The organism is Mesorhizobium montanum (assembly GCF_033977145.1).
GTDB lineage: Bacteria > Pseudomonadota > Alphaproteobacteria > Rhizobiales > Rhizobiaceae > Mesorhizobium > Mesorhizobium montanum.
Genome location: NZ_JAVIJF010000020.1, coordinates 1 through 21,809, shown reverse-complemented (window position 1 = coordinate 21,809; position 21,809 = coordinate 1). Strand labels below are relative to the sequence as shown.

The window sequence follows — 21,809 nt, the reverse complement described above, 5'->3', positions numbered from 1 at the left end:
TCGCTCGGCCACCTTCTCCCACAAGGGGAGAAGGGGAGGTTGGCGCTTTACCTGCCACGTACCCGCTCCTCCGCCTGCGCCGCCAGGATCTTCTTCACCTCGGCGACCAGTTCACCCTCCGCCACCGTCACCTGCGCCGGCCGTGCCGCGCGCCATTCGGCGTTGTCGGTGATCTCGGCCGACATCCGCGCGCCTTCGATGAGGTCCTTGATCTGCAGCTCGCCCCTGGCGCGCTCGTCGCCACCCTGGATGATTGCGACCGGGCCGCCGCGGCGGTCGGCGTATTTCAGCTGCGCCTTCATGCCGGCGCCGCCAAGATACATTTCGGAGCGGATACCGGCGGCGCGCAGGTCGGCGACCATCTTCTGGTAGCGGCCGAGGCTTTCCGTGTCCTTGTCCATGACCAGCACGACGACCGGGGCGATGACGTCGGAGACGTCGAGCTTGCCGAGGTTCTTCAGCGCCGTCATCAGCCGGGAGACGCCGATCGAAAAACCGGTCGCCGGCACCGGCTCGCCGCGGAAGCGCGAGACCAGCCCGTCATAGCGGCCGCCGCCGCCGACCGAACCGAAGCGCACGATCTGGCCATCCTCATTGGGGATTTCCGCCAGAAGCTCGGCCTCGAAGACCGGGCCGGTGTAGTATTCGAGGCCACGCACGACCGAACGGTCCATGGCGATGCGGCTCTCGCCATATCCTGCCGCCCTGACGAGAGCTTCAATCGTTGCAAGTTCGCCGACGCCTTCCTGGTACACAGCGTTGGCACTGACGCTGGAATCCTGGCCGGCCTGTCCGTTCCTTGCCGTTGCGAGAAGAACGGCCTCGGTCTGTGCATCATTCAACCCGGCGCCCTTGGCGAAATCGCCTTCGCCTTCCTTGCCGCCATCCCATCTTCCCGGGCCAAGCAAAAGCTTCACGCCTTCCGGGCCAAGCTTGTCCAGCTTGTCGATGGCGCGCAGCACCGTCAGCCGGCGGCCGGCATTTTCATCACCACCAAGTCCGATCGCTTCCAGCACACCGTCGAGCACCTTGCGGTTGTTGACGCGGATGACGTAGTCGCCTCGCTTGATGCCCAGCGCCTCTATAACGTCGGCCATCATCATCGCCATCTCGGCGTCTGCCGCCACGCCGGGCGTGCCGATCGTGTCGGCATCGAATTGCATGAACTGGCGGAAGCGGCCGGGGCCAGGCTTCTCGTTGCGGAACACCCAGCCGGAGCGATAGCTGCGATAGGGTTTCGGCAGCCTCTCGAAATTCTCGGCGACGAAGCGCGCTGTTGGCGCCGTCAGGTCGTAGCGCAGCGAGAGCCACTGGTCGTCGTCGTCCTGGAAGGAAAACACGCCCTCGTTCGGCCGGTCCTGGTCGGGCAGGAACTTGCCCAGCGCATCGGTGTATTCGATCATCGGCTGGTCGACCGGCTCGAAGCCGTAGAGCTCATAGACCGAGCGGATGGTCGCCATCATCTTTTCGACGGCGCGGATGTCTTCGGCGCTGCGGTCGGCAAAACCGCGCGGCAGCCGCGCTTTCGTCTTTTCCGATTTGTCGGCCATGGGGATGATCTTCTCTGTAGACGCTGGCTTAATCCGGGCGCGCGTTTCCTAAACGATGCGGCCTGGAGCGGCAAGGGTAGGCCCTTTCCTTCTCCCACAACAGGCGGAGGAGGAAGGCGGAGCTGAAACAAACCACGCCGAAAACGAAACAATTCCGCCATCGGCGCGGCATGCTGCCGACACAATCGACGACCATAAAGCGCGCCGAAACAAGGGGTTCGGGGCCATGACGACGGCTAAAGGCATCATCGAGAGCGGCACGCCTGCCAGGCTGCGGCCTGCCGGCGGCACCATGCTCAAGCCCATGCAGCAGCCGGCCGGGCCGTTCGAAGTTCCGACGCAGGCGCGTAAGCCTACGGTGGGCGATGCGCTGGTGACCGGCCTGCTGGTGATCTACCCCGCCTTCGCGGCCGTAGCGGCGATCGTTGCCGGGCTGTTCCTGGCCGGCACCGGCAGCCTCTGAGTTTGGGGTTCACCGAGAAATCTCAAAAGTCGGCGCCGCCCCTCATCCGCCCTTCGGGCACCTTCTCCCCGTGAACGGGGAGAAGGCAAAAGCGCCCTACTTCGGCCTTTTGAGCCTCTTGCGCTCTTTCTCCACCTCGGGGCGGCAGTAGCAGCCTTCGAGATGGTCGTTGACCAGGCCCATGGCCTGCATGAAGGCATAGACGGTCGTCGGGCCGACGAAGCTCCAGCCGCGCTTCTTCAATTCCTTCGAGATTCTCACCGAGACCGCCGTCGTCGGATTGGCGCGCAGATGCGCAAGGTCGACGACCGACGGCCGCTCGTCCAGACCCGGCTCGAATTTCCAGAACCATGCGGCCAAGGAACCGAACTCGTCGACCATCTCGCGGGCGCGCCTGGCGTTGTTGATGGTCGAGACGATCTTGCCGCGATGGCGGATGATGCCGGCATTGCCGAGCAGGCGCTCGACATCCTCATCGGTGAACGCCGCCACCCTGTCGAAGTCGAAACCGGCGAAGGCCTCGCGGAAATTTTCGCGCTTACGCAGGATGGTCAGCCACGACAGGCCCGACTGGAACCCTTCCAGGCAGATCTTTTCGAACAGCCGGCGATCATCCGTTACCGGCCGGCCCCATTCGTGGTCGTGGTAGTGGAGGTAGTCCGGCAGATTGCCGTGCCAGAAGCAGCGCGCCTTGCCGTCGGGGCCATCGAGAATGCCGGCATGTTCAGTTGCCATCGCTAGCAAATCCATTCGTTAACGCGCCTCAGCGCCGATTTTACCGTGGCTTTACCAGATTCCTGAACCGGCCGGTAACCACACCAAAAGGTTTACTGACAGTTCCGCATTTTACGCATTCCGATTCATGTTTTGCTTGCCGCTCCGCGCCAAGGATCGCGAAACCGAGGGCCTTCCCGCTCCGGATGAGTTCGACGATCAAGGTGCGTTCCGATGAAGACAGCGTTTTGTTCCCTGCTTGGCGCGGTGGCGGTTCTTGCCGCCGGTGCCACGGCTTCCCATGCCAATGACCGCTATGCCGACGTGCCGCCGGTGATGGTGAGCCCCGACCTCTCGGCACCCTGGGTGCTGCAGCTTGGCCATGCGCCCGGTATCGTGCGCCCGGCGCGACAGGCAACGCAGCAGCCGCTGCGCCGGCTGTTCCAGGCGCAGCCCGACCAGCAGCGCACCGCGGCCGTGCAGCAGCCGGCCAAGCGCATGGCGATGCGACCGCAGATCAACCCGATCTATCTGCCGCAGGAAGTCGCCTATGACGGTCCGCAGAAGCCGGGCACCATCGTCATCGACACCCACCAGAATTTCCTCTTCCTCATCGAGAAGAATGGCAAGGCGCGGCGCTACGGCGTCGGCACCGGCAAGCCGGGCTTCGAGTGGTCGGGCACGCACAAGATCTCCAACAAGCGCGAGTGGCCCGATTGGCGCCCGCCGGCGGAGATGATCAAGCGCGAGGCGGCCAAGGGCCGTTATCTGCCGACTTATCTTGCCGGCGGCATCGAAAACCCGCTCGGCGCGCGTGCGCTCTATCTCGGCACCACCGAATACCGCATCCACGGCACCAACCAGCCCTGGACGATCGGCGGCTCGGTGTCTTCCGGCTGCATCCGCATGCGCAACGAAGACGTCGTCGACCTCTACGAGCGCGTGAATGTCGGAACCACGGTCGAGGTGATTTAGTCAACGCGAATCTGCCGGTTAGACGGCGCGGCACTTTTTAGTCTCATGCTGTTGCCGCCAAGTCATAGTGCGATCCCGCAGAATGTGCTTAAACCGGTGAAGAGTTAACGGGGGACGGGCCGTGTGGGGATACGGCCGGTCACGAAAAGGCAGCGCGGGCAACCGTGCTGCCTTTTTCGTTTTGAGGCGAGTCGTCCTGAAAGCAGGGCGTTTCGTTTCCGGGGCTGATTTCCTCGTGCGCCTCTGCTATTGCAGCGCACAAATCTCAGTTGTTACGCAATTCCGGACCGAAAGCCGCTTCAGCGCTTTTCCTCGAATTGCTCCAGAAGGCAGAGGTGCCAGCCATGACCCGGACCGACGACAGCCGCTATTTGAGAGGCGGCCCGGTCGCCCAGCGCATCATCGCTTCGGTGTGCGAGGACGCAACGATTGCCAAGGCGGAAGGCTTCCCGCCGAAGCTGGTTTCGATCACCGTCGGCGATACCGCCGCGGTCGATGTCTATGTGCGCAACCAGCGGGCCAAGGCGGCACTTGCCGGCATCGGCTTCGAGGAGCGGCGCTTCACCGCCGACATCACCGCCGGTGAACTGGAAGCGGCGATCCACGGCCTCAACGCCGACCCGCGCGTCACCGGCATCATCATCCAGCGACCCGTGCCGGCGCATATCCCGATCAAGACGCTGCAGGCGGCGGTGCATCCGCTGAAGGACGTCGAAGGCATGCACCCGGCCTCGATCGGCAACATCGTCTACAACCAGCTCGATCTGGCGCCCTGCACGGCGGCCGCCTCGGTCGAGCTGCTCAAGGAAACCGGGCTCGACCTCAAGGGGCTCGAGGTGGTGGTCGTCGGCCATTCCGAGATCGTTGGCAAGCCGATCGCTTTCCTGCTGATGAGCGAAGGCGCGACAGTGACGGTCTGCCATCACATGACGCGCTCGGTTGCCGCCCATGCGCGCCGCGCCGACGCGCTGTTCGTCGCCGTCGGCAAACCCAGGCTGATCAAGGCCGACATGGTCAAGCCGGGAGCTTGCGTGATCGACATCGGCATCAATTCGGAAATCGGCCCGGACGGCGAAAGCCGCATCGTCGGCGATGTCGACACCGAGAGCGTCAAGGAAGTGGCGTCCTGGATCACCCCGGTGCCGGGCGGAGTCGGCCCGCTCACCGTTGCGATCCTGCTGCGCAACACCATGGTGGCGCTCAACCGCCAGCGCGCGCTTTATCGCGCCACCTACGGCGTGGCGGACCAAATCGCGGCGGAATAGCCTCGACTATTCCGCAGCGGTCAGCTTGGCGTCCGAAACGCCTTCCGGCTTCGGGCCGCCATAGGCCCAGTCGAGCAGTTTTATCGTGTGCACCACCGGCAGCTTAGCGGCGGACGCGATCTGGGTGATACAGCCGATATTGCCGGTGGCGACGATCTCGGCGCCGGTCGTTTCGATATTTTTCACCTTGCGGTCGCGCAGCCTGGCCGAGATGTCGGGCTGCAGGATGTTGTAGGTGCCGGCCGAGCCGCAGCACAGATGCGCCTCGCGCGGCTCGCGCACGACGAATCCCGCCTTGGCAAGAAGGTCCTTCGGCTGGCGCGTGATCTTCTGGCCGTGCTGCATCGAGCAGGCCGAGTGATAGGCGATGATCGTGCCTGGCTTGCGCACCGGCTCGGGCAGGTCGAGGGCGGCAAGATATTCGGTAATGTCCTTGGCCAGCGACGAGACGCGCGCCGCCTTTTCGGCATAGGCCGGATCGAGGCGCAGCATGAAGCCGTAATCCTTGATCGTCGTGCCGCAGCCCGATGCGGTGATGATGATGGCGTCGAGCCCGCCCTGCTCGGCGGCGCGCGTCCAGGCGTCGACATTCTGCCTAGCCGAGGCAAGTGCTGCCGCCTCGCGGCCCATGTGATGGACAAGCGCGCCGCAGCAGCCCTCGCCTTCCGGCACGACGACCTCGATGCCCAGCCTTGTCAGCAGGGATATGGTCGTGTCGTTGATGGCCGGATCGAGCACCGATTGCGCGCAACCGGTGAGGATGGCGACGCGGCCGCGCTTCGACCCCTGCCCGACATGCGTGCCCGGCTTCGCCGCGGGCGATGCCGGCGGGATCGACGAGGGTGCGAGCCTGAGCATGGCCGCGACCGGCTTCAGCGCGGGCAGTTTTTCGAACAGGCCGATGAACGGCCGGCCAAGCGCGGCCAGTTTCAGCGCGGCGCGGAAACGGGTCGGGTAAGGCAGCACGAAGGCCAGCATGGCGCGCGTCAGGCGGTCGAGCAGCGGACGCTTGTAGGTCTCCTGGATATGGGCGCGGGCATGATCGACCAGGTGCATGTAGTTCACGCCCGAGGGGCAGGTCGTCATGCAGGCAAGGCAGGACAGGCAGCGGTCGATATGGGTGACGATCTCCTTGTCGGCCGGCCGGCCGTTCTCCAACATGTCCTTGATGAGGTAGATGCGGCCGCGTGGCGAATCCAACTCGTTGCCCAGCGTCACATAGGTTGGGCAAGTGGCGGTGCAGAAGCCGCAATGCACGCATTTGCGCAGGATCTTCTCCGATTCCGCGACATGCGGATCGGCAAGCTGCGCGACTGAGAAATTGGTCTGCATATTTCTGTCCTAGAGCGTTTCACCGTTTCATGGAAACGGCGACCCGCTCTATCCTTCGTTTTGACGCTATTCCGGACGGAAAACCGCTCACAATATTCCTGGAGTTGCTCTAGGCCATGCGGCCGGGGTTGAGAATCTGCTTCGGATCGAACTCGGCCTTAAGCCGCGCCGACAGCGCCGCCAGATGCGGCGGCTGCGGCTCGAACGCCGGCAAAGCCGCGCGGTGCGGGGCGGACGCCCGCACCAGCGTCGCATGGCCGCCGCCATATCTGCGGATCAGCCCTCGCAGCAACTCGGCCTCCGGGTCGTCCTCGCGCATCGACAGCCACACCAAGCCGCCCTGCCAGTCATAGAATGCATCGACCGCCGCCTGCATGCGCAGCGCCATCACCATGCGGTGCGCATGCGACGGCGCCATCGAGACGCGCCAGACAGGCCGCGCGCCGGCATCGGCGAAAGGCGTACAGTCGCGGATGTCGCGCCAGATGGTTTTCGAGGCGTCACCGGCAATTTCTTCAAGCGGATCGGCCTTGCCGAGCAGTTGCTTCAGCGCCTCGACGCGATAGTCGACCGATGGGCCAAAGCCCTCGATGCGCAGCAGCGTCGCGGCGTCGCTGCTCAGCCGGCTGGCGGCGACGCGCGCGGCGATCCGCTCCGGCAGATGCGCCGCGCTCGATACTTCGGCGCTGGAGCCCAGCGCCAGCGCCATGGCGGCCACAGCGGCATCGTCGAGCAGGCCGCGAATGGCCAAAGTCACCTCAGTCTCGGCCGCGGGCAGGACCTTGAAAGTAACATCTGTCAGAACGGCGAGCGTGCCCCAGCTGTTCGCCATCAGCTTGGAGAGGTCGTAGCCAGTGACGTTCTTGACCACGCGGCCGCCCGACTTGAAGGCTTCGCCACGGCCGGAGACGGCGGCAACGCCAAGGATATGGTCGCGCGCCGCACCTGCCTTGAGCCGTCGCGGACCGGACAGGTTCGAAGCCAGCACGCCGCCGATGGTGCCGTTCTTGCCCCCTTGGCCCGGCTCGCCGCCGAGCAACGGGCCATAGTCCATCGGCTCGAAGGCGAATTGCTGGCCGTTTTCGGCGAGCAGGTGTTCGAGTTCGGCGAGCGGCGTGCCGGCGCGCGCCGACAGCACCAGCTCGGCCGGCTCGTAGAGCGTGACGCCGGTGAGCTTCGATAGGTCCAGCGTGTGTTCGGCCTGCAAAGGTCGGCCGATGCCGCGCTTGGAGCCATGGCCGAGGATTTCTACAGGCGTTTCCTCTGCCGCCGCCCATTGGATGGTGGACAGGACTTCGGCTGGGGCGGAGGGGGTGAATGTGGTCATGGGAAAGCGCCTTTCCTCGCCCCCGCAAAGCGGGGGAGAGGTGATAGGTCGCATTCCTTCGCGCCCCCCTCTGTCCTGCCGGACATCTCCCCCTCTCGGGGGGAGATCGGTAGTGTCAGCGCGCCGCCATCCTGCCCACGTTGGAGATTGGCGAAACCAAAAGCGACAGCCAATCTCCCCCCTTGAGGGGGAGATGTCCGGCAGGACAGAGGGGGGTGGTCAAGCGCCAACGTCGCCATTCAAAACCTCGGAATGTCCGGAAACGCCACCTCTCCCCGATGCACATGCATCCTTCCCAGCTCGGCGCAGCGGCGCAGCTGCGGGAAGACCTTGCCGGGGTTGAGCAGATGATTGGGGTCGAAGGCGCATTTGACGCGCATCTGCTGGTCGAGGTCGATCTGGTTGAACATTTCCGGCATCAGGTCGCGCTTCTCGACGCCGACGCCGTGCTCGCCGGTCAGCACGCCGCCGACCTCGACGCAGAGGCGCAATATGTCGGCGCCGAAATTTTCCGCCTTGTCGAGCTCGCCCGGCACATTGGCGTCGTAGAGGATCAGTGGGTGCAGATTGCCGTCGCCGGCATGGAAGACATTGGCGACACCGAGGCCATACTTCTCCGAAAGGTCACGCATGCCGGCGAGCACGCGCGGCAGTTCCTTGCGCGGGATGGTGCCGTCCATGCAGTAATAGTCGGGCGAGATGCGGCCGACCGCCGGGAAGGCCGCCTTGCGTCCGGCCCAGAAGCTCAGCCGCTGCTCTTCCGACTGCGAGATGCGGCAGGTGGTGGAGCCGTTCTTGTGGGCGATCGCCTCGACCAAGCCGATCAAATGGTCGACCTCGACGCTCGGCCCGTCGAGCTCGACGATGAGCAACGCCTCGACATCGAGCGGATAGCCGGCATGGACGAAATCTTCCGCGGCGTGGATCGCCGGGCGGTCCATCATCTCCATGCCGCCCGGGATGATGCCGGCGCCGATGATATCGGCCACGCACTGGCCGCCCTCTTCGCTGGTCGGAAAGCCGATCAGCAATGCGCGCGCCGTCTCCGGCTTCTTCAGGATGCGGACAGTGACCTCGGTGACGACGCCTAGCAAGCCTTCGGACCCGGTCATGACGCCGAGCAGGTCGTAGCCTTCCTGGTCGAGATGGCCGCCACCAAGGCGCACCACCTCGCCGTTCATCAGCACCATCTCGATGCCCAGCACATTGTTGGCGGTGAGCCCGTATTTCAGGCAGTGCACGCCGCCGGAATTCTCCGCGACATTGCCGCCGATCGAGCAGGCGATCTGGGAGGATGGATCGGGAGCGTAATAAAAGCCCTCCTGCTCGACGGCGGTGGTGATGCCGAGATTGGTGACGCCCGGCTGGGCGACGACGATGCGATTGGGATAGTCGATCGCGAGGATACGGTTGAAGCGGCTCATCACCAGAAGCGCCGCATCCTCGAGCGGCAGCGCGCCGCCGGACAGCGAAGTGCCGGAGCCGCGCGGCACGACGCGGATGTTGCGCTCGTTGCAGTATTTGAGCACGCGCGAGACCTGCGCCACCGTCTCCGGCAGCACCACGACCAGCGGCAATTGCCGATAAGCGGTGAGGCCATCGCTCTCGAAGGCGCGCATTTCATTGGCCGTGTCGACGACGCCTTCCCCCGGGACGATGATGCGCATGTCGGCGACGATCTCGGCGCGACGGCGCATCGTTTCGGCGTCTGGCTTGGGCATGGCTAGGCCGGACATCGGGCAGGCCTCGTCTCGTTTGACTGGTCAAAATCTTTTACCAGCCTGACGGTTTTGTTGCAAACGCTGCTTTGGTCGCATGGGGCCGAGAGCGTAATCGCAAGCTTCCGCAGCGGCAATCTGCCGCTGCGGCTCAACACGCAAATGAAAATGGTCGTCTGCTATTCGCCCGGATGCTTCGCCGGCTCGGAATGCATTTTGCGCACGCGGCGCACGCCCCACCAGACGAGCAGGATGGCGACCGGCACAGACGCCGCGGTGACGACTTCGGGCGCGAAAGCGTGACCGAAGATCGAAGCGCCCTTGGCGACATAGCCGATGAGGCCGACGACATAGTAGGACACGGCGGCGACCGACAGGCCTTCGACGGTCTGCTGCAGGCGCAGTTGCAGCCGGGCGCGGTTGTTCATCGAAGCGAGCAGGTCGCGGTTCTGCTTCTCGACCTCGACATCGACCCAGGTGCGCAGCAGCGTTGTGGCGCGGGTGAGTTTTCGCGACAGGTTGGCCTGGCGCTCCTCGACCGAACGGCAGGTTCGCATGGCCGGCGCCATGCGCCGCAGCAGGAATCCCGCCCAGGTGTCGTAACCCTGCACCGGCTCCTCATCCAGCGCCTCGAGGCGTTCGGTGACGATGCCGTCATAGGCGCGGCTGGCGCCGAAACGGTAAAGGCTTGACGCGGCATCCGCCTCCAGCTCGGCGGCAAGTTCGGTCAGGTCGGCGAGCAAGGTCTGGCTGTCGCGGGTTTCGGCGCCTTTCATTTCCAGCGTGGTTTGCGCCAGGCGGTCCTCGATGCGGCGGGCGCGGCCGGACAACGTCAACGCCAGCGGCAGGCCAAGCATGGCGAGCGTCCGATAGTCTTCGATGTCGATCAGCCGCTGCGACAAGGCACCGGTGCTGGCCGGCGTCAGGCCGCGATCGAGCACCAGCATGCGGGTCAGGCCGTCGCCGTCCTGGCGGAAATCGGTGACGATGGCGGCAGCGCCGCGCTCGACCAGCGAATGGCAGAGGCTGGTCGGATCGAAGCCGGCGATCAGCTTTTCGCTCGCCTGCGTCCATTTGCGGATTTCAAGCCGGATGCCGGAAATCACCGTGCCCGGCGGCGAGAAGCCATTGCCGAAGGGCGAATCCTCCTGCCCCCTGCCGTTCTCCGCCAGCGGCCCTTCCCAGAGATAGGTCGAGAATTCCGTATGCCGTTCCCAGCGCAGCGTGCCCTTGCCCCATTTCATGGCGTGGTGGCGGGCGTGGCGCTCGGGTGCCGCGATGCCGAGGCGGCGCGACAATTCCGACAATACGGCATGGTCGACGCCGGAGCCCCCCTCGGTCATGAAGGAAAGCTGGATGAGCACGCGTGGTTTGTCGACCAGCGGATGCGGGCGGGCATGGACCTCGCCGAGCGCGCCGGGCCTGCCCTCATGCGCGGGAAAACCCATGACGCTGCCTTGCGCGCGCGGCTGGAATTCGAGGTTGGACGTCTCGTCCGACACGGCTGGTCCCCCTGGTTTCGACCCTTCGTGCAATCCGGTGGTCTTGCGGCAATCGGCGAGACGCGTAAACAGCAAATATTGGCATCCGGGGTCGGCGGCGCGTGGTCAGCGATACGACCAGGTTGGACAAATTGGATAAATAATTTGACCAGTTGGCGACAGACGCTTTAATCTGGGCGACATCCGTTCCATTCTCCAGGCGCCTCCTTTGAGCGACATTTTCTCCAGGATCGAGCATTCGCGGACCGCCGACGAGGTGGTGCAGCAGATCGAGAGCCTGATCCTCGAAGGCGTGCTGCGCACCGGCGACCGGCTGCCCGGCGAGCGCGAGCTGGCACGGCAGTTCGACGTGTCGCGGCCGATCCTGCGCGATGCGTTGAAAGCGCTGGAGGGGCGCGGGCTGCTGACGACCAAGGCCGGCGGCGGCACGCATGTCGCCGACGTCATCGGCCAGCTCTTCACCAAGCCGGTGACGGACCTCATCTCCACGCACCGCAAGGCGGTGACCGACTATCTGGAATATCGGCGCGAGATTGAGGCGATCGCGGCCGAATACGCGGCGCGGCGGGCAACGCCGGAGGATCTGTCGCTGCTCGATCGCATCATGGCGCGCATGGACGAGGCGCACCGGACCGGCGACTTCGACGACGAGGCGGAAATCGACGTCGAGTTCCATCACGCCGTCTGCGAATGCGCGCACAACATCATCCTCCTGCACACGCTGCGCTCCTGCTACCGGCTGCTGTCGGAGGGCGTGTTCCAGAACAGGCTTCTGGTGTTCGGCGTGCCCGGCGCGCGCGAGGCGCTGTTGCAGCAGCACCGTGCGATCCACGCCGCGATCAAGGAAGGCGATCCCATCTCGGCACGCAAGGCGGCGATGGACCACATCACCTATGTCGAACGCTCGATGGCGGATGCCGAGCGCAGCGGCGACTGGCAGCGTGTATCAAGGTTGCGCCTCAGACAACGCTCCGATGCCGGCGATATCGAACCCACACGTAAACGCTCTTAGTCATCAGCGGGGACCCTGTCATGAGCGAAATCCTCACAATCGCCGACCTCAAGGACCTGGCACGCCGCAGGGTGCCGAAGATGTTCTTCGACTACGCCGATTCCGGCGCCTGGACGGAGAGTACCTATCGAGCCAACGAAGAGGACTTCGGCAAGATAAAGTTCCGCCAGCGCGTGCTCGTCGACATGAGCAACCGTTCGCTGGAATCGACCATGATCGGCCAGAACGTGGCGATGCCGGTGGCGCTCGCCCCGACCGGGCTTACCGGCATGCAGCATGCCGACGGCGAGATGCTGGCGGCACAAGCGGCTGAAGAGTTCGGCGTGCCGTTCACGCTCTCCACCATGAGCATCTGCTCGATCGAGGATGTCGCCTCGGTCACCAAGAAGCCGTTCTGGTTCCAGCTCTATGTGCTGCGCGACAAGGATTTCGTGCTCGACCTCATCGACCGGGCCAAGGCGGCGAAATGCTCCGCGCTGGTGCTGACGCTCGACCTGCAGATCCTGGGGCAGCGCCACAAGGATATCCGCAACGGGCTTTCGGCGCCGCCCAAGATGACGCTTGCCAACATCATCGACCTTGCCCTCAAGCCGCGCTGGTGCCTGGGGATCGCCGGCACGTCGCGCCGCACCTTCCGCAACATCGTTGGCCACGCCAAGGGTGTCGGCGACGTTTCCTCGCTGTCGTCCTGGACGACGGAGCAGTTCGATCCGCAGCTGTCGTGGAAGGATGTCGCCTGGATCAAGGAGCGCTGGGGCGGCAAGCTGATCCTGAAAGGCATCCTCGACAAGGAAGACGCGCTGATGGCAGCGCAGACAGGCGCCGACGCGATCGTGGTCTCCAACCATGGCGGGCGGCAGCTCGACGGCGCCGCCTCCTCGATCTCGGTGCTGGAAGAAATCGCCGATGCGGTCGGCGACAGGATCGAAGTCCATATGGACGGCGGCATCCGCTCCGGCCAGGACGTGCTCAAGGCGCTCTGCCTCGGCGCCAAAGGCACCTATATCGGCAGGCCCTTCCTCTACGGCCTCGGCGCGATGGGCAAGGACGGCGTCACCAAGGCGCTCGAAATCATCCGCAAGGAAATGGACATCACGCTGGCATTGTGCGGCAAGCGCCTGGTGACCGACATGGGCAAGGATCAGCTGCGTCGCTGAACCGGGACGCGCCGAGCCGGATTTCAGGTGTCGCGGTTCAGCTCTTAACCTTACATGTCGTTTTCCCAAAACCGCTGCGCGCTTTTCGGCGACATGAACTAGGATGTTGTTTATTCGTTGGTTCTAGCTTCCGTGACAGCCTGATCACGACGGTCGTGACGGCTTGATCGCGGAGACAACGGCAGCCTTGACCGAGACCGGCATCCACTATCTCGACGCGCGCGGGCCGGACGGCATGCGGCTCTATGCCATCGGCGATGTGCATGGACGCAATGACCTGCTCGCCGCCATGCACCGCCGCATCGAGAGCCAACTGGAATATGCGCCCGCGTCCGACTGGCGCATCATCCATCTCGGCGACTATGTCGACCGCGGACCGGACTCCAAAAGCGTCATCGATTTCCTGATCGAGGCGCAAAAGCGCGATCCGCGCAACATCATGCTCGCCGGCAACCACGATATCGGCATGCTCGAATTCCTTGCCGATGCCGAGCCGGACGGCCTGTTCATGAATTATGGCGGCGTCCAGACGGCGCAGTCCTATGGCGTGGATCTTACGCGGGACGTGCATTGGTTCGGCAAGGCGGAGGCCATCGCGCGGGGGCATATAGCCCTGGTGAAGGCGGTGCCGCGCAGCCATGTCGACTTCCTGCGGTCACTGCCTTTCTCGGTCAGTTTCGGAGATTTCTTCTTCTGCCATGCCGGCATCCGCCCTGGCGTACCGCTCGAGAGCCAAAGCCAGCAGGACCTGATCTGGATCCGCGACGCCTTCCACGACCACCCCGGCCTCTTTCCCAAGGTGATCGTGCATGGGCATACGCCGGTGCCCGAGGCCGAGGTGAGGGCAAACCGGGTCAATGTCGACACGCTCGCCTGGAAATCGGGGACGCTAAGCGCGCTCGCCGTCAATGGTGGCGACAAGCGCATCATCGACGTGCAGGGGAAAGCGCTTTAGGCCCGATCCCGGCGCGGCCGTACTTACGATCTTGTTGAGGCTTAGTTCAGCGAAGCGGTGACGCCGTAGCCGTCGACGGCCCGGTGGTTGGTCGCTGCATCGGCGGCATAGATACCCAGGCCGCAGAGCACGATGGCAGACAGCATGACAAAAGACAGGAGAGCTGCTTTCACGGACATCATCTCTGGTTAAGCTTTCTGCATCTGGGCACGAGGCGGTTACCAATGCGTTGAAACGATAAAATGCGCCTCAATGTTTCGACGATTTCGCGCTTCTAAGCAGATTCTGTATCGCCGGTGTGTCGGCTGGATCACACAAAAGGTTCATGGCGGTTGCGCCGACGATACAAAGCGCGCCCTCTTAGGCGAGCCGCCGGACACAAACCAAGGATGAAGAGGGTTTTCCCCAGACGGAACCGAAGAGGAGTGCCAATTATGCCACGCCTGAGGGATTGGGTGATTAGATAGTCGCTACCCAGGCGCGGGCTATCGCCAGCCCGACGGCGTCGGCGTCCGGACCGTTGCGAGCCACTTCGCCGTCGAGCCGGTCGTTCCACTCGGGATGTCGCTCGGCGATCATCGCCGCGAAGGACGTGCTCCAGTCGCGCACCATCGGCGTATCCGCCTCGAAGTGGAACTGGAAACCATAGACGGCGCGGCCGAGGCGGAAAGCCTGGTTTTCGGCAACAGCGTTGCCGGCGAGCCGCACGGCGCTTTCCGGCAGGCCGAACGTGTCGTCATGCCATTCGAAGATCGGAAATTTTTCGGGCAGCGCCGCCAGCACCGGGTCCGACTTCGCATCCGGCGTCAGTGACACCTTGTGCCAGCCGAACTCGGTGGCGCCGCCGATCTGGTTCCTGCCGCCGAAGGCGCGCGCCAGAAGCTGGCTGCCGAGGCAGATGCCGAGCACCGAGCGGTCCTTGTCGGCGAAATCGCGCGTGAGATCGAGAAGTGCGGGAAAATAGGGGCAGATCTCGTCGTCAAGTGCGTTCTGGGCGCCGCCAAGCACCACGATGGCATCATGCCCGGCGCTGTCTTCGGGCAAGGTCTCGCCGCGATAGGGTTTGCGCAGGTCGATATCGGCGCCGGCTTCCACGAGGGCCGCGCCGATCTGGCCAAGGCCCTCATTGTCGAAATTCTGGACGACCAAAACCCGCATCGAAAACCTGCTGACATGAAAACGCTGGGGTGAGCGATATCATGCGGCCCGTATTTCAGCCAAGATGCGCAGCCGGAGAGAAAACTATGCCACTGCAGAACCGGGTCGATCCCTTCGGCGCCATCCATGCCGTGCCGGAGCGCGGCCTGTTCACCGGCAATCGCGGCATCATCCATGATCCGGAGACCAGGACGCTGTTGAAGAAGCGCTGGGCCTTGCCGGCCTGGATCATCTGCGCCTGCGAGTTCCGCAATGTGCGGCGCGAGCCGATGGGCCGCAACAGGCCGGGTGGCAAGGCCGGCTGGACGGAGCTGTTCTTCCTTGACGAGGTGACGGCTTTGGCCGCCGGCCACCGGCCCTGTTTCTTCTGCCGGCGCGAACGGGCGGCCGATTTTGTCGCTCGCTTCGGCCAAGCGTTCGGCATTGCCGAGCCGCGCGCGCCGATGTTCGACAAGCGGCTGCACAAGGAGCGGCTGGCTTCGGGCGGACGGCCCCCTGCCGTGACCGCACCGGAGCTTGGCGACTTGCCCGATGGAACGGTGATCGCGCATGGCGGCAATGCCTATGCGCTGCGTGCCGACAAGGCACTTAAATGGTCGTTCGCGGGCTACGCCGATCCGATTGCCTTCGACCACCTCGCCGGCTTGTCGTTGCGCCTGCTGACACCGGCGACCAGCATTGCGGTGCTGCGGCAAGGCTTTGCGCCGGTCTGGCATCCGACCGCCGATACTTGACGGCAACCCGCGCCTCGCCCATTGCTAAGCAGATATTCGTGGGATGTCCCACGAATATCTGCTTAGATTCCCTTGTGTTTCGCAGGTTCTGATCGCAAAACCGCGGAACATTTTTTGCGGAACCTGCTTGGGCCATGCGCGCCAACTACAAAATGCAGCGGCTGTTCGTGCCGGACGATCTCGGACCGGGCCTCGAATTCGATGCCGGGCAACAGCAAAGCCATTATCTCGCGCATGTGCTGCGGCTCGGCGAAGGCGCGGAGGTTCTTTTGTTCAACGGCCGCGACGGCGAGTGGTCCGCGGCGATCGCGGCCAGATCCAAGAAGGCGGTGCGGCTGAAAGTGCTGGAGCTGCAGCGGCCGCAGCCGCCGCTCCCCGATCTCGTCTACTGCTTCGCACCGCTGAAGCAGGGCCGGCTCGATTACCTTGTGCAAAAGGCAGTGGAGATGGGCGCCGGCGTCCTGCAGCCGGTCATCACCCAGCACACGCAAGTGGCAAAGCCCGGCATCGAGCGGCTGCGCGCCAATGTCGTCGAGGCGGCCGAGCAATGCGGCATCCTGGCGGTGCCGGAGGTGCGCGAGACGGAAAAGCTGGAGCGGCTGCTTTCCAACTGGGACAGGGAGCGGCGACTGATCTTCTGCGACGAGGACGCCTCGACCAACAATCCGCTGCCGGGACTCCAAGCGGTGCGGGAGCAAAAGCTTGCGCTGCTGGTCGGGCCGGAGGGCGGGTTTTCCGACGACGAGCGCAAGATGCTGAGAGCCCTGCCTTTCGTCACCGCCATCCCGCTTGGGCCGCGCATCCTGCGCGCCGACACGGCGGCAGTGGCGGCGCTGGCCGCGATCCAGGCGACGATCGGCGACTGGTGATCAAATCCTGTTGAGGCCTGGCTCAGGATTTTTTGCTTGATCGGCTCCTGACATTTCGTCCATCTAGCGCCGGCGGCCGTCCGGCCCCTGCAGCTCCGAGCATGCTTTTCGACGCACGAAGGGCGCTGTAACACTTACATATCTGTGCAGGACGCCTTGAGGAAATCGATGCCGATTTCCGGGGCAATGCGCGGGAGGGCTCCATGGCGCGCGACACAAGTGATTTCCGGCCGATCGAAGGCGTCGACGAGCTCGTCGACTACCTGGCCGAAGGCAACAAGCCGCGCGACAAATGGCGCATCGGCACAGAGCACGAGAAATTCCCCTTCTATGTCGACGGCAACGCGCCGGTGCCTTACGGCGGCGAGCGCGGCATTCGCGCCATCCTCGAAGGCATGCAGGAAAAGCTCGGCTGGGATCCGATCATGGATGCCGGGCGTATCATCGGCCTGGTCGAGCCGACCGGCCAGGGCGCGATCTCGCTGGAACCCGGCGGCCAATTCGAATTGTCCGGCGCGCCGCTGGAGTCGATCCATCAGACCTGCCGCGAGGGCAACGCGCATCTGGCGCAGGTGCGAGAGATCGCCGAGCCTATGGGCATCCGCTTCCTCGGCCTTGGCGGCAGCCCGAAATGGTCGCTCGCCGACACGCCAAAAATGCCGAAGTCGCGCTATGAGATCATGACGCGCTATATGCCCAAGGTCGGCACCAAAGGCCTCGACATGATGTACCGCACCTGCACGATCCAGGTGAACCTCGACTTCGAAAGCGAGACCGACATGCGCCGCAAGATGCAGGTGTCGCTGAAGCTGCAGCCGCTGTCGACGGCGCTGTTTGCCAACTCGCCCTTCACCGAGAGCCGGCCGAACGGGTTGCAGAGCTGGCGCGGCGACATCTGGCGCGACACCGACAACCAGCGCTCCGGCATGCTCGAATTCTGTTTTTCGTCCGATTTCGGCTTCGCCGACTATGTCGAATGGGCACTCGACGTGCCGATGTATTTCGTCATCCGCGACGGCCACTATCACGACATGACGCGCTTCACCTTCCGCCAGTTCATGGCGGGCGCCGCCCACAACCAGGTGCCGGACGGGCTGCCGACAATGGGTGATTGGGCGAACCATCTCTCGACGCTGTTTCCCGACGTGCGGCTGAAACGCTTCCTCGAAATGCGCGGCGCCGATGGCGGACCTTGGCGGCGCATCTGCGCCCTGCCCGCCTTCTGGGTCGGGCTGCTCTACGACGAGGAGGCGCTGGATGCCGCCGAGACGCTGACGGCGGACTGGACCTACGAGGAGGCGCTTGCGCAGCGCGACGCCGTGCCGGAGCAAGGCATTTCGGCGCCGTTCCGCAACGCCACCTTGCGCGACGTCGCCCGCGACGTGCTCGCCATCTCGCGCATGGGCCTGAAGAATCGCTGCAAGAAGAACCGCGACGGCTATGACGAGACGTCGTTCCTCAACACGCTCGACGAGGTCGTGGCGCGCGGCACCACCAGCGCCGAGGAGATGCTGTCGGCCTACCACACACGCTGGGGCGGCTCGATCGAGCCGGTGTTCATGGAATATGCGTATTAACTGTCCGGCATGCGCCGAGCGGTTGGGCAGCAAAAGCCGCTTCAATCGGTGATGGAAACGAACTAGGCTCCTCACGAGGATATTCTCGGAGGAGAACCCGATGCCTTCCCTGTTCGACATTTTCACCCAGGCCCAGAACGGTGCCGGCATGCAGGCGCTGGCACAGCAATACGGGCTTTCGATGCAGCAGACCCAGGCCGCGGTGCAGGCGCTGCTGCCTGCCTTCTCGCAAGGGCTGCAGCGCAACACCGCCGATCCTTACGGGATGGGCGCCTTCATGACGGCGATGGCGAGCGGCCAGCACGCCAAATATTTCGAGGACGCTACCAGAGCCTTCTCGCCGCAAGGCATCGATGAAGGCAACGGCATTCTCGGCCATCTGTTCGGCTCGAAGGACCTGTCGCGCGCCGTGGCGAGCCAGGCCGCGCAGGCAACGGGGCTCAGCCAGCAGCTGCTGCAGCAGATGCTGCCGGCCATGGCCTCGATGATGATGGGTGGCCTGTTCAAGCAGACCAACAATCAACTGACTGGCGGGCAGATGCAGGCCGCCGGCGGCTTCGGCGGCGGCAATCCGCTCGGCGAGATCATCGAGCAGATGATGCGACAAGGCGGCGTCGCGCCGGCGCCGCAGACGCGCCAGGTGCCGCAGCCGGCGCCCAATCCCTATGGCGAGAACCCGCTCGGCAAGGTGCTGCAGGACATGTTCGGCGGCGGCACGCCGCAACCCCAAAGCCAGCCCCAGCAGGCGCCCTACGGCGAGAATCCTCTCGGCAAGGTGCTTCAGGATATGTTCGGCGGCGGTGCGCCGCAGCAGCCGCAAGGCCGGCCGCAGCAAACGCAGCCACAGCAGACGCAAAGCCCCTATGGCGACAACCCGCTCGGCAAGATTTTCGAGGAGATGCTGCGCCAGGGCGGCGGCGGTTTCGGCCTGCCCGGCGGACAGCCGGCGCCGCAGCCGCAACAGCGCCAACCGCAGCAGAGCGCGCCGCAACAGCCGCAGACCAATCCGAGCGGCCGGCCGCGAAACCCGTTCGACGACATCTTCGGCAAGATGTTCGAGACCGGCGCGCAGCAGCGCGATGAATATGAAAAGAACGTCGGAACGATCTTCGATCAGTTCAAGCGCGATATGGACCGGCGCTGAATACCGAATGCCTCGGAGCGACGTTCCGTGAGCAAAAGGCTCGAGCAAATGCGCCGCAATCCTCGCGGCGACTGGTCGATACGCGATGTCAAGGCAGTCTGCGACGAAGCCGGCATTCAATGCGTGCCGCCAAGATCGGGCGGTTCGCATTACAAGATCTACCATTCAGCGGTGGCCGACATTTTGACGCTGCCTTTCAAACGCCCAATCAAACCCGTATATATTCGAAAACTCGTGGCATTCATCGACGAGGTAGAAAAGCATGACGGACAAGCTTGAATATCCTGTCGTCATCGCACCCCTCTCGATTGAGGACGGTGGCGGGTTCTCCGCTTATGTTCCGGATCTTCCCGGTTGCATGAGCGATGGAGAAACCCCTGAGGAGGCCATTGCGAATGTTCAAGATGCCATCGCGGTTTGGATAGAAGCGGCGCATGAACTCGGCCGATCGGTGCCAAGACCGTCGCGAAAATTGGCTTTCGCCTGATCCCTGAAGCGACACCCGGGTAAGGCACAAAAAATGCCCGGTCCTGGAGGGGGACCGGCCAATGTGCAGGCGGGCCGGCGGGGAACCGGCAGGGAGTGTGGGAGCCTGCATGAAACTAGGTCGCGCCAAGCCCTGAAAAGGTTCAACGCGACCGGAAATCCAGGCAACGCGGCGGTTCAGCCAACCTTGCGAGCGAGGTCCTCGATCGTGTCGGCGCGCTCGCTGGCGATGGCGCGCAGCTTCACCGTCGGATCGCGGCCGAACGGCACGCCGACGGCGACGTGAAGGTCGGCGCGGGTCAGGCCTATATCGGCAAGCTCGGCGTCCGACATGTCGCCAAGGCGATTGAAGGCGCGGCGATTTTTCCAGGCGACATAGGTGTCGGCGAGAGCATTGAGCACGCGCGTCGCAACGGCCGGACGCGTGGTGATGCGCGGGGTCTCGGAGGCGAATTCAATCGTGGTCATGTCAGTCTCTCCTACGGAGTCGAGCGGACGAAACCAGGCAATCGGCGCCTTGGGAGAAGCGCCGTTCCGGTCTCGATACACTTAAAGTGATGCATGTCGTTGCCCCCAAAACCGGGGGCCACTTTTGGGCGACATGCAGTGCCTTCATGTGGACAATGCCAATTTGCCATCGCGCGATTGATTAATCCAACGAATGTTTTTAATCTGTAGCATCAACATCAATGATAGGTTGGACCGATGAAAGCGCCGCTCGATCTCGATCAGTTGCAGACCTTCATCTCAATCGCCGACACCGGCAGCTTCACTCGCGCGGCCGAAGAGGTGCATCGCACGCAGTCGGCGGTGTCGATGCAGATGCGCCGGCTGGAGGAGCGGATCGGCAAGCCGCTGTTCGAAAAGGACGGCCGCACCAACAAGCTGACCGAGGAAGGCGACAGGCTGCTTTCCTATGCGCGGCGGCTGATCCACCTCAACCGAGAGACTTTAGCCGCCTTCGACGACCAGCGGCTCGAAGGCACAATCCGCATCGGCACGCCGGACGACTATGCCGACCGCTTCCTGCCCGAGATCATGGCGCGCTTCTCACGCTCCAACCCGCGCGTCGAGCTGACCGTCGTGTGCGAACCGACGCCGGGGCTTGTCGAACACATCAAGCGCGGCAATCTCGACCTGGCGCTGGTGACGCATAACGACACGCGCGGCCAGTCTGAAGTGGTGCGGCGCGAGCCGCTGCTGTGGGTAACCTCGGCCAACCACGCCACGCATGAACAGGACGTCCTGCCGATGGCTTTCGGCCGGCCGAACTGCATCTGGCGGCGCGCCGCGGTCGACGTGCTCGACCGGCAAAAGCGCGACTACCGCATCCTGTTTTCGAGCTTTTCGGCCACCGTCATCACCGCCGCCGTGCTTTCGGGCCTGGCCATCTCGGTGCTGCCGGAATGCGCGCTTCGGCCCGGCATGCGCGTGCTTGGAGAAGCCGACGGCTTCGGCCAGTTGCCGGACTGCCGCATCGGCATCATGCGCGGCCAGACCTCGCAGCCGGAGATCGTCGACGCTTTAGCCCGCCACATTGCCGAGAGCCTCGACAACATTTCCGTGCCGATCAGCGAAGAGGCGGGAAGCTTCGACTTCGCTGCGCTTGCCTTCACCAAGATGAAGCGGGTCAAGGCAAACCAGATCATGCCCGGCTGGTAGGCTGGAGCAATCCCAGGAAAAGTGTGAAGCGGTCAGGCTCGGCGACTTCGCCGTAGCCTTCCGTAAGGAATTGCGTCAAACAACTAGTACCTGTGCACAGAGATTATGACTCTTTGGCGGTGGGCTTTGGATAGGCTTTGGCCAATTTGAGGCGCGCCTGTTCGGTCGAGAACATCCAATTGATGCGCGCGCCGCTGGCGTTTCGCTGG

General features: G+C 64.1%; 22 protein-coding genes. 13 read left to right on the top strand and 9 right to left on the bottom strand.

All coding sequences use genetic code 11. The features are described from left to right. Positions 1-47: 47 nt before the first annotated feature. Complete coding sequence (gene hisS / locus RFM68_RS24810) at positions 48-1,550, bottom strand: histidine--tRNA ligase (protein ID WP_320235670.1); 1,503 nt, start codon at positions 1,548-1,550, stop codon at positions 48-50. A gap of 226 nt (positions 1,551-1,776) precedes the next feature. Here hisS and RFM68_RS24805 point away from each other — a divergent pair, with 226 nt between their 5' ends. Continuing rightward, entirely contained in the window at positions 1,777-2,013 is a 237-nt protein-coding gene (locus RFM68_RS24805; protein ID WP_320235669.1) for a hypothetical protein, read from the top strand. 96 nt (positions 2,014-2,109) lie between these two features. Here the strand turns inward: RFM68_RS24805 and RFM68_RS24800 are convergent, their stop codons facing one another. After that, a complete protein-coding gene (locus RFM68_RS24800) occupies positions 2,110-2,748 on the bottom strand; it encodes a DNA-3-methyladenine glycosylase I (protein ID WP_320235668.1) in 639 nt (212 codons plus the stop codon). A 213-nt stretch (positions 2,749-2,961) separates the two neighbouring features. Between RFM68_RS24800 and RFM68_RS24795 the strand changes: the two genes are divergently transcribed. Continuing rightward, on the top strand, positions 2,962-3,702 hold the full coding sequence (locus RFM68_RS24795) for a L,D-transpeptidase (RefSeq protein ID WP_320235667.1): 741 nt from the start codon (positions 2,962-2,964) through the stop codon (positions 3,700-3,702). Positions 3,703-4,046: 344 nt separating this feature from the next. Further along, complete coding sequence (locus RFM68_RS24790; protein WP_320235666.1) at positions 4,047-4,967, top strand: bifunctional 5,10-methylenetetrahydrofolate dehydrogenase/5,10-methenyltetrahydrofolate cyclohydrolase; 921 nt, start codon at positions 4,047-4,049, stop codon at positions 4,965-4,967. A 6-nt stretch (positions 4,968-4,973) separates the two neighbouring features. Here RFM68_RS24790 and glcF read toward each other — a convergent pair whose 3' ends face one another. The 4 genes from glcF to RFM68_RS24770 form a co-directional block, all read right to left on the bottom strand. After that, positions 4,974-6,299 (bottom strand): glycolate oxidase subunit GlcF, encoded by a 1,326-nt coding sequence (gene glcF, locus RFM68_RS24785; RefSeq protein ID WP_320235665.1) that lies wholly within the window; start codon positions 6,297-6,299, stop codon positions 4,974-4,976. 109 nt (positions 6,300-6,408) lie between these two features. Then, the gene (gene glcE, locus RFM68_RS24780; RefSeq protein ID WP_320235664.1) at positions 6,409-7,626 is read right to left on the bottom strand and encodes a glycolate oxidase subunit GlcE; all 1,218 of its coding nucleotides are present in this window, start codon (positions 7,624-7,626) and stop codon (positions 6,409-6,411) included. Positions 7,627-7,865: 239 nt separating this feature from the next. After that, complete coding sequence (locus RFM68_RS24775) at positions 7,866-9,362, bottom strand: FAD-linked oxidase C-terminal domain-containing protein (RefSeq protein WP_320235663.1); 1,497 nt, start codon at positions 9,360-9,362, stop codon at positions 7,866-7,868. A 161-nt stretch (positions 9,363-9,523) separates the two neighbouring features. Continuing rightward, positions 9,524-10,846 carry a DUF3422 family protein gene (locus tag RFM68_RS24770; protein ID WP_320235662.1) on the bottom strand — a complete coding sequence of 441 codons (1,323 nt, stop codon included), beginning with the start codon at positions 10,844-10,846 and terminating at the stop codon, positions 9,524-9,526. 208 nt (positions 10,847-11,054) lie between these two features. Here RFM68_RS24770 and RFM68_RS24765 point away from each other — a divergent pair, with 208 nt between their 5' ends. The 3 genes from RFM68_RS24765 (at position 11,055) to RFM68_RS24755 (ending at position 13,970) form a co-directional block, all read left to right on the top strand. Further along, complete coding sequence (locus RFM68_RS24765) at positions 11,055-11,858, top strand: FCD domain-containing protein (RefSeq protein ID WP_320235661.1); 804 nt, start codon at positions 11,055-11,057, stop codon at positions 11,856-11,858. 20 nt (positions 11,859-11,878) lie between these two features. Further along, positions 11,879-13,015, top strand: a complete 1,137-nt coding sequence (locus RFM68_RS24760; protein ID WP_320235660.1) for an alpha-hydroxy acid oxidase — start codon at positions 11,879-11,881, stop codon at positions 13,013-13,015. A gap of 187 nt (positions 13,016-13,202) precedes the next feature. Next, positions 13,203-13,970 (top strand): metallophosphoesterase family protein, encoded by a 768-nt coding sequence (locus RFM68_RS24755; protein ID WP_320235659.1) that lies wholly within the window; start codon positions 13,203-13,205, stop codon positions 13,968-13,970. Between the two features lie 41 nt (positions 13,971-14,011). Here RFM68_RS24755 and RFM68_RS24750 read toward each other — a convergent pair whose 3' ends face one another. Together RFM68_RS24750 and RFM68_RS24745 are read right to left on the bottom strand one after the other, a co-directional pair. Further along, the gene (locus RFM68_RS24750) at positions 14,012-14,143 is read right to left on the bottom strand and encodes a hypothetical protein (protein WP_263481599.1); all 132 of its coding nucleotides are present in this window, start codon (positions 14,141-14,143) and stop codon (positions 14,012-14,014) included. Between the two features lie 286 nt (positions 14,144-14,429). Then, a complete protein-coding gene (locus RFM68_RS24745; RefSeq protein ID WP_320235658.1) occupies positions 14,430-15,128 on the bottom strand; it encodes a type 1 glutamine amidotransferase in 699 nt (232 codons plus the stop codon). A gap of 86 nt (positions 15,129-15,214) precedes the next feature. Here RFM68_RS24745 and RFM68_RS24740 point away from each other — a divergent pair, with 86 nt between their 5' ends. The 6 genes from RFM68_RS24740 (at position 15,215) to RFM68_RS24715 (ending at position 19,939) form a co-directional block, all read left to right on the top strand. Next, positions 15,215-15,862, top strand: coding sequence for a hypothetical protein (locus RFM68_RS24740; RefSeq protein ID WP_320235657.1), 648 nt, complete (start codon positions 15,215-15,217; stop codon positions 15,860-15,862). Positions 15,863-15,996: 134 nt separating this feature from the next. Beyond that, entirely contained in the window at positions 15,997-16,731 is a 735-nt protein-coding gene (locus tag RFM68_RS24735; protein ID WP_320235656.1) for a 16S rRNA (uracil(1498)-N(3))-methyltransferase, read from the top strand. A gap of 203 nt (positions 16,732-16,934) precedes the next feature. After that, complete coding sequence (locus tag RFM68_RS24730) at positions 16,935-18,308, top strand: glutamate--cysteine ligase (protein ID WP_320235655.1); 1,374 nt, start codon at positions 16,935-16,937, stop codon at positions 18,306-18,308. Positions 18,309-18,408: 100 nt separating this feature from the next. Then, entirely contained in the window at positions 18,409-19,452 is a 1,044-nt protein-coding gene (locus RFM68_RS24725) for a DUF937 domain-containing protein (protein WP_320235654.1), read from the top strand. Between the two features lie 27 nt (positions 19,453-19,479). Continuing rightward, positions 19,480-19,731 carry a type II toxin-antitoxin system HicA family toxin gene (locus RFM68_RS24720; protein WP_320235653.1) on the top strand — a complete coding sequence of 84 codons (252 nt, stop codon included), beginning with the start codon at positions 19,480-19,482 and terminating at the stop codon, positions 19,729-19,731. Further along, on the top strand, positions 19,715-19,939 hold the full coding sequence (locus tag RFM68_RS24715; RefSeq protein WP_320235652.1) for a type II toxin-antitoxin system HicB family antitoxin: 225 nt from the start codon (positions 19,715-19,717) through the stop codon (positions 19,937-19,939). Before RFM68_RS24720 ends, RFM68_RS24715 begins: the two co-directional genes overlap by 17 nt. Before the next feature lie 176 nt (positions 19,940-20,115). Here RFM68_RS24715 and RFM68_RS24710 read toward each other — a convergent pair whose 3' ends face one another. Further along, positions 20,116-20,406 (bottom strand): DUF1127 domain-containing protein, encoded by a 291-nt coding sequence (locus RFM68_RS24710; protein ID WP_320235651.1) that lies wholly within the window; start codon positions 20,404-20,406, stop codon positions 20,116-20,118. Between the two features lie 237 nt (positions 20,407-20,643). On the opposite strand from RFM68_RS24710, the gene RFM68_RS24705 reads away from it, so the two are divergent. Further along, positions 20,644-21,600 (top strand): LysR substrate-binding domain-containing protein, encoded by a 957-nt coding sequence (locus RFM68_RS24705; protein ID WP_320235650.1) that lies wholly within the window; start codon positions 20,644-20,646, stop codon positions 21,598-21,600. Positions 21,601-21,809: the final 209 nt, after the last annotated feature.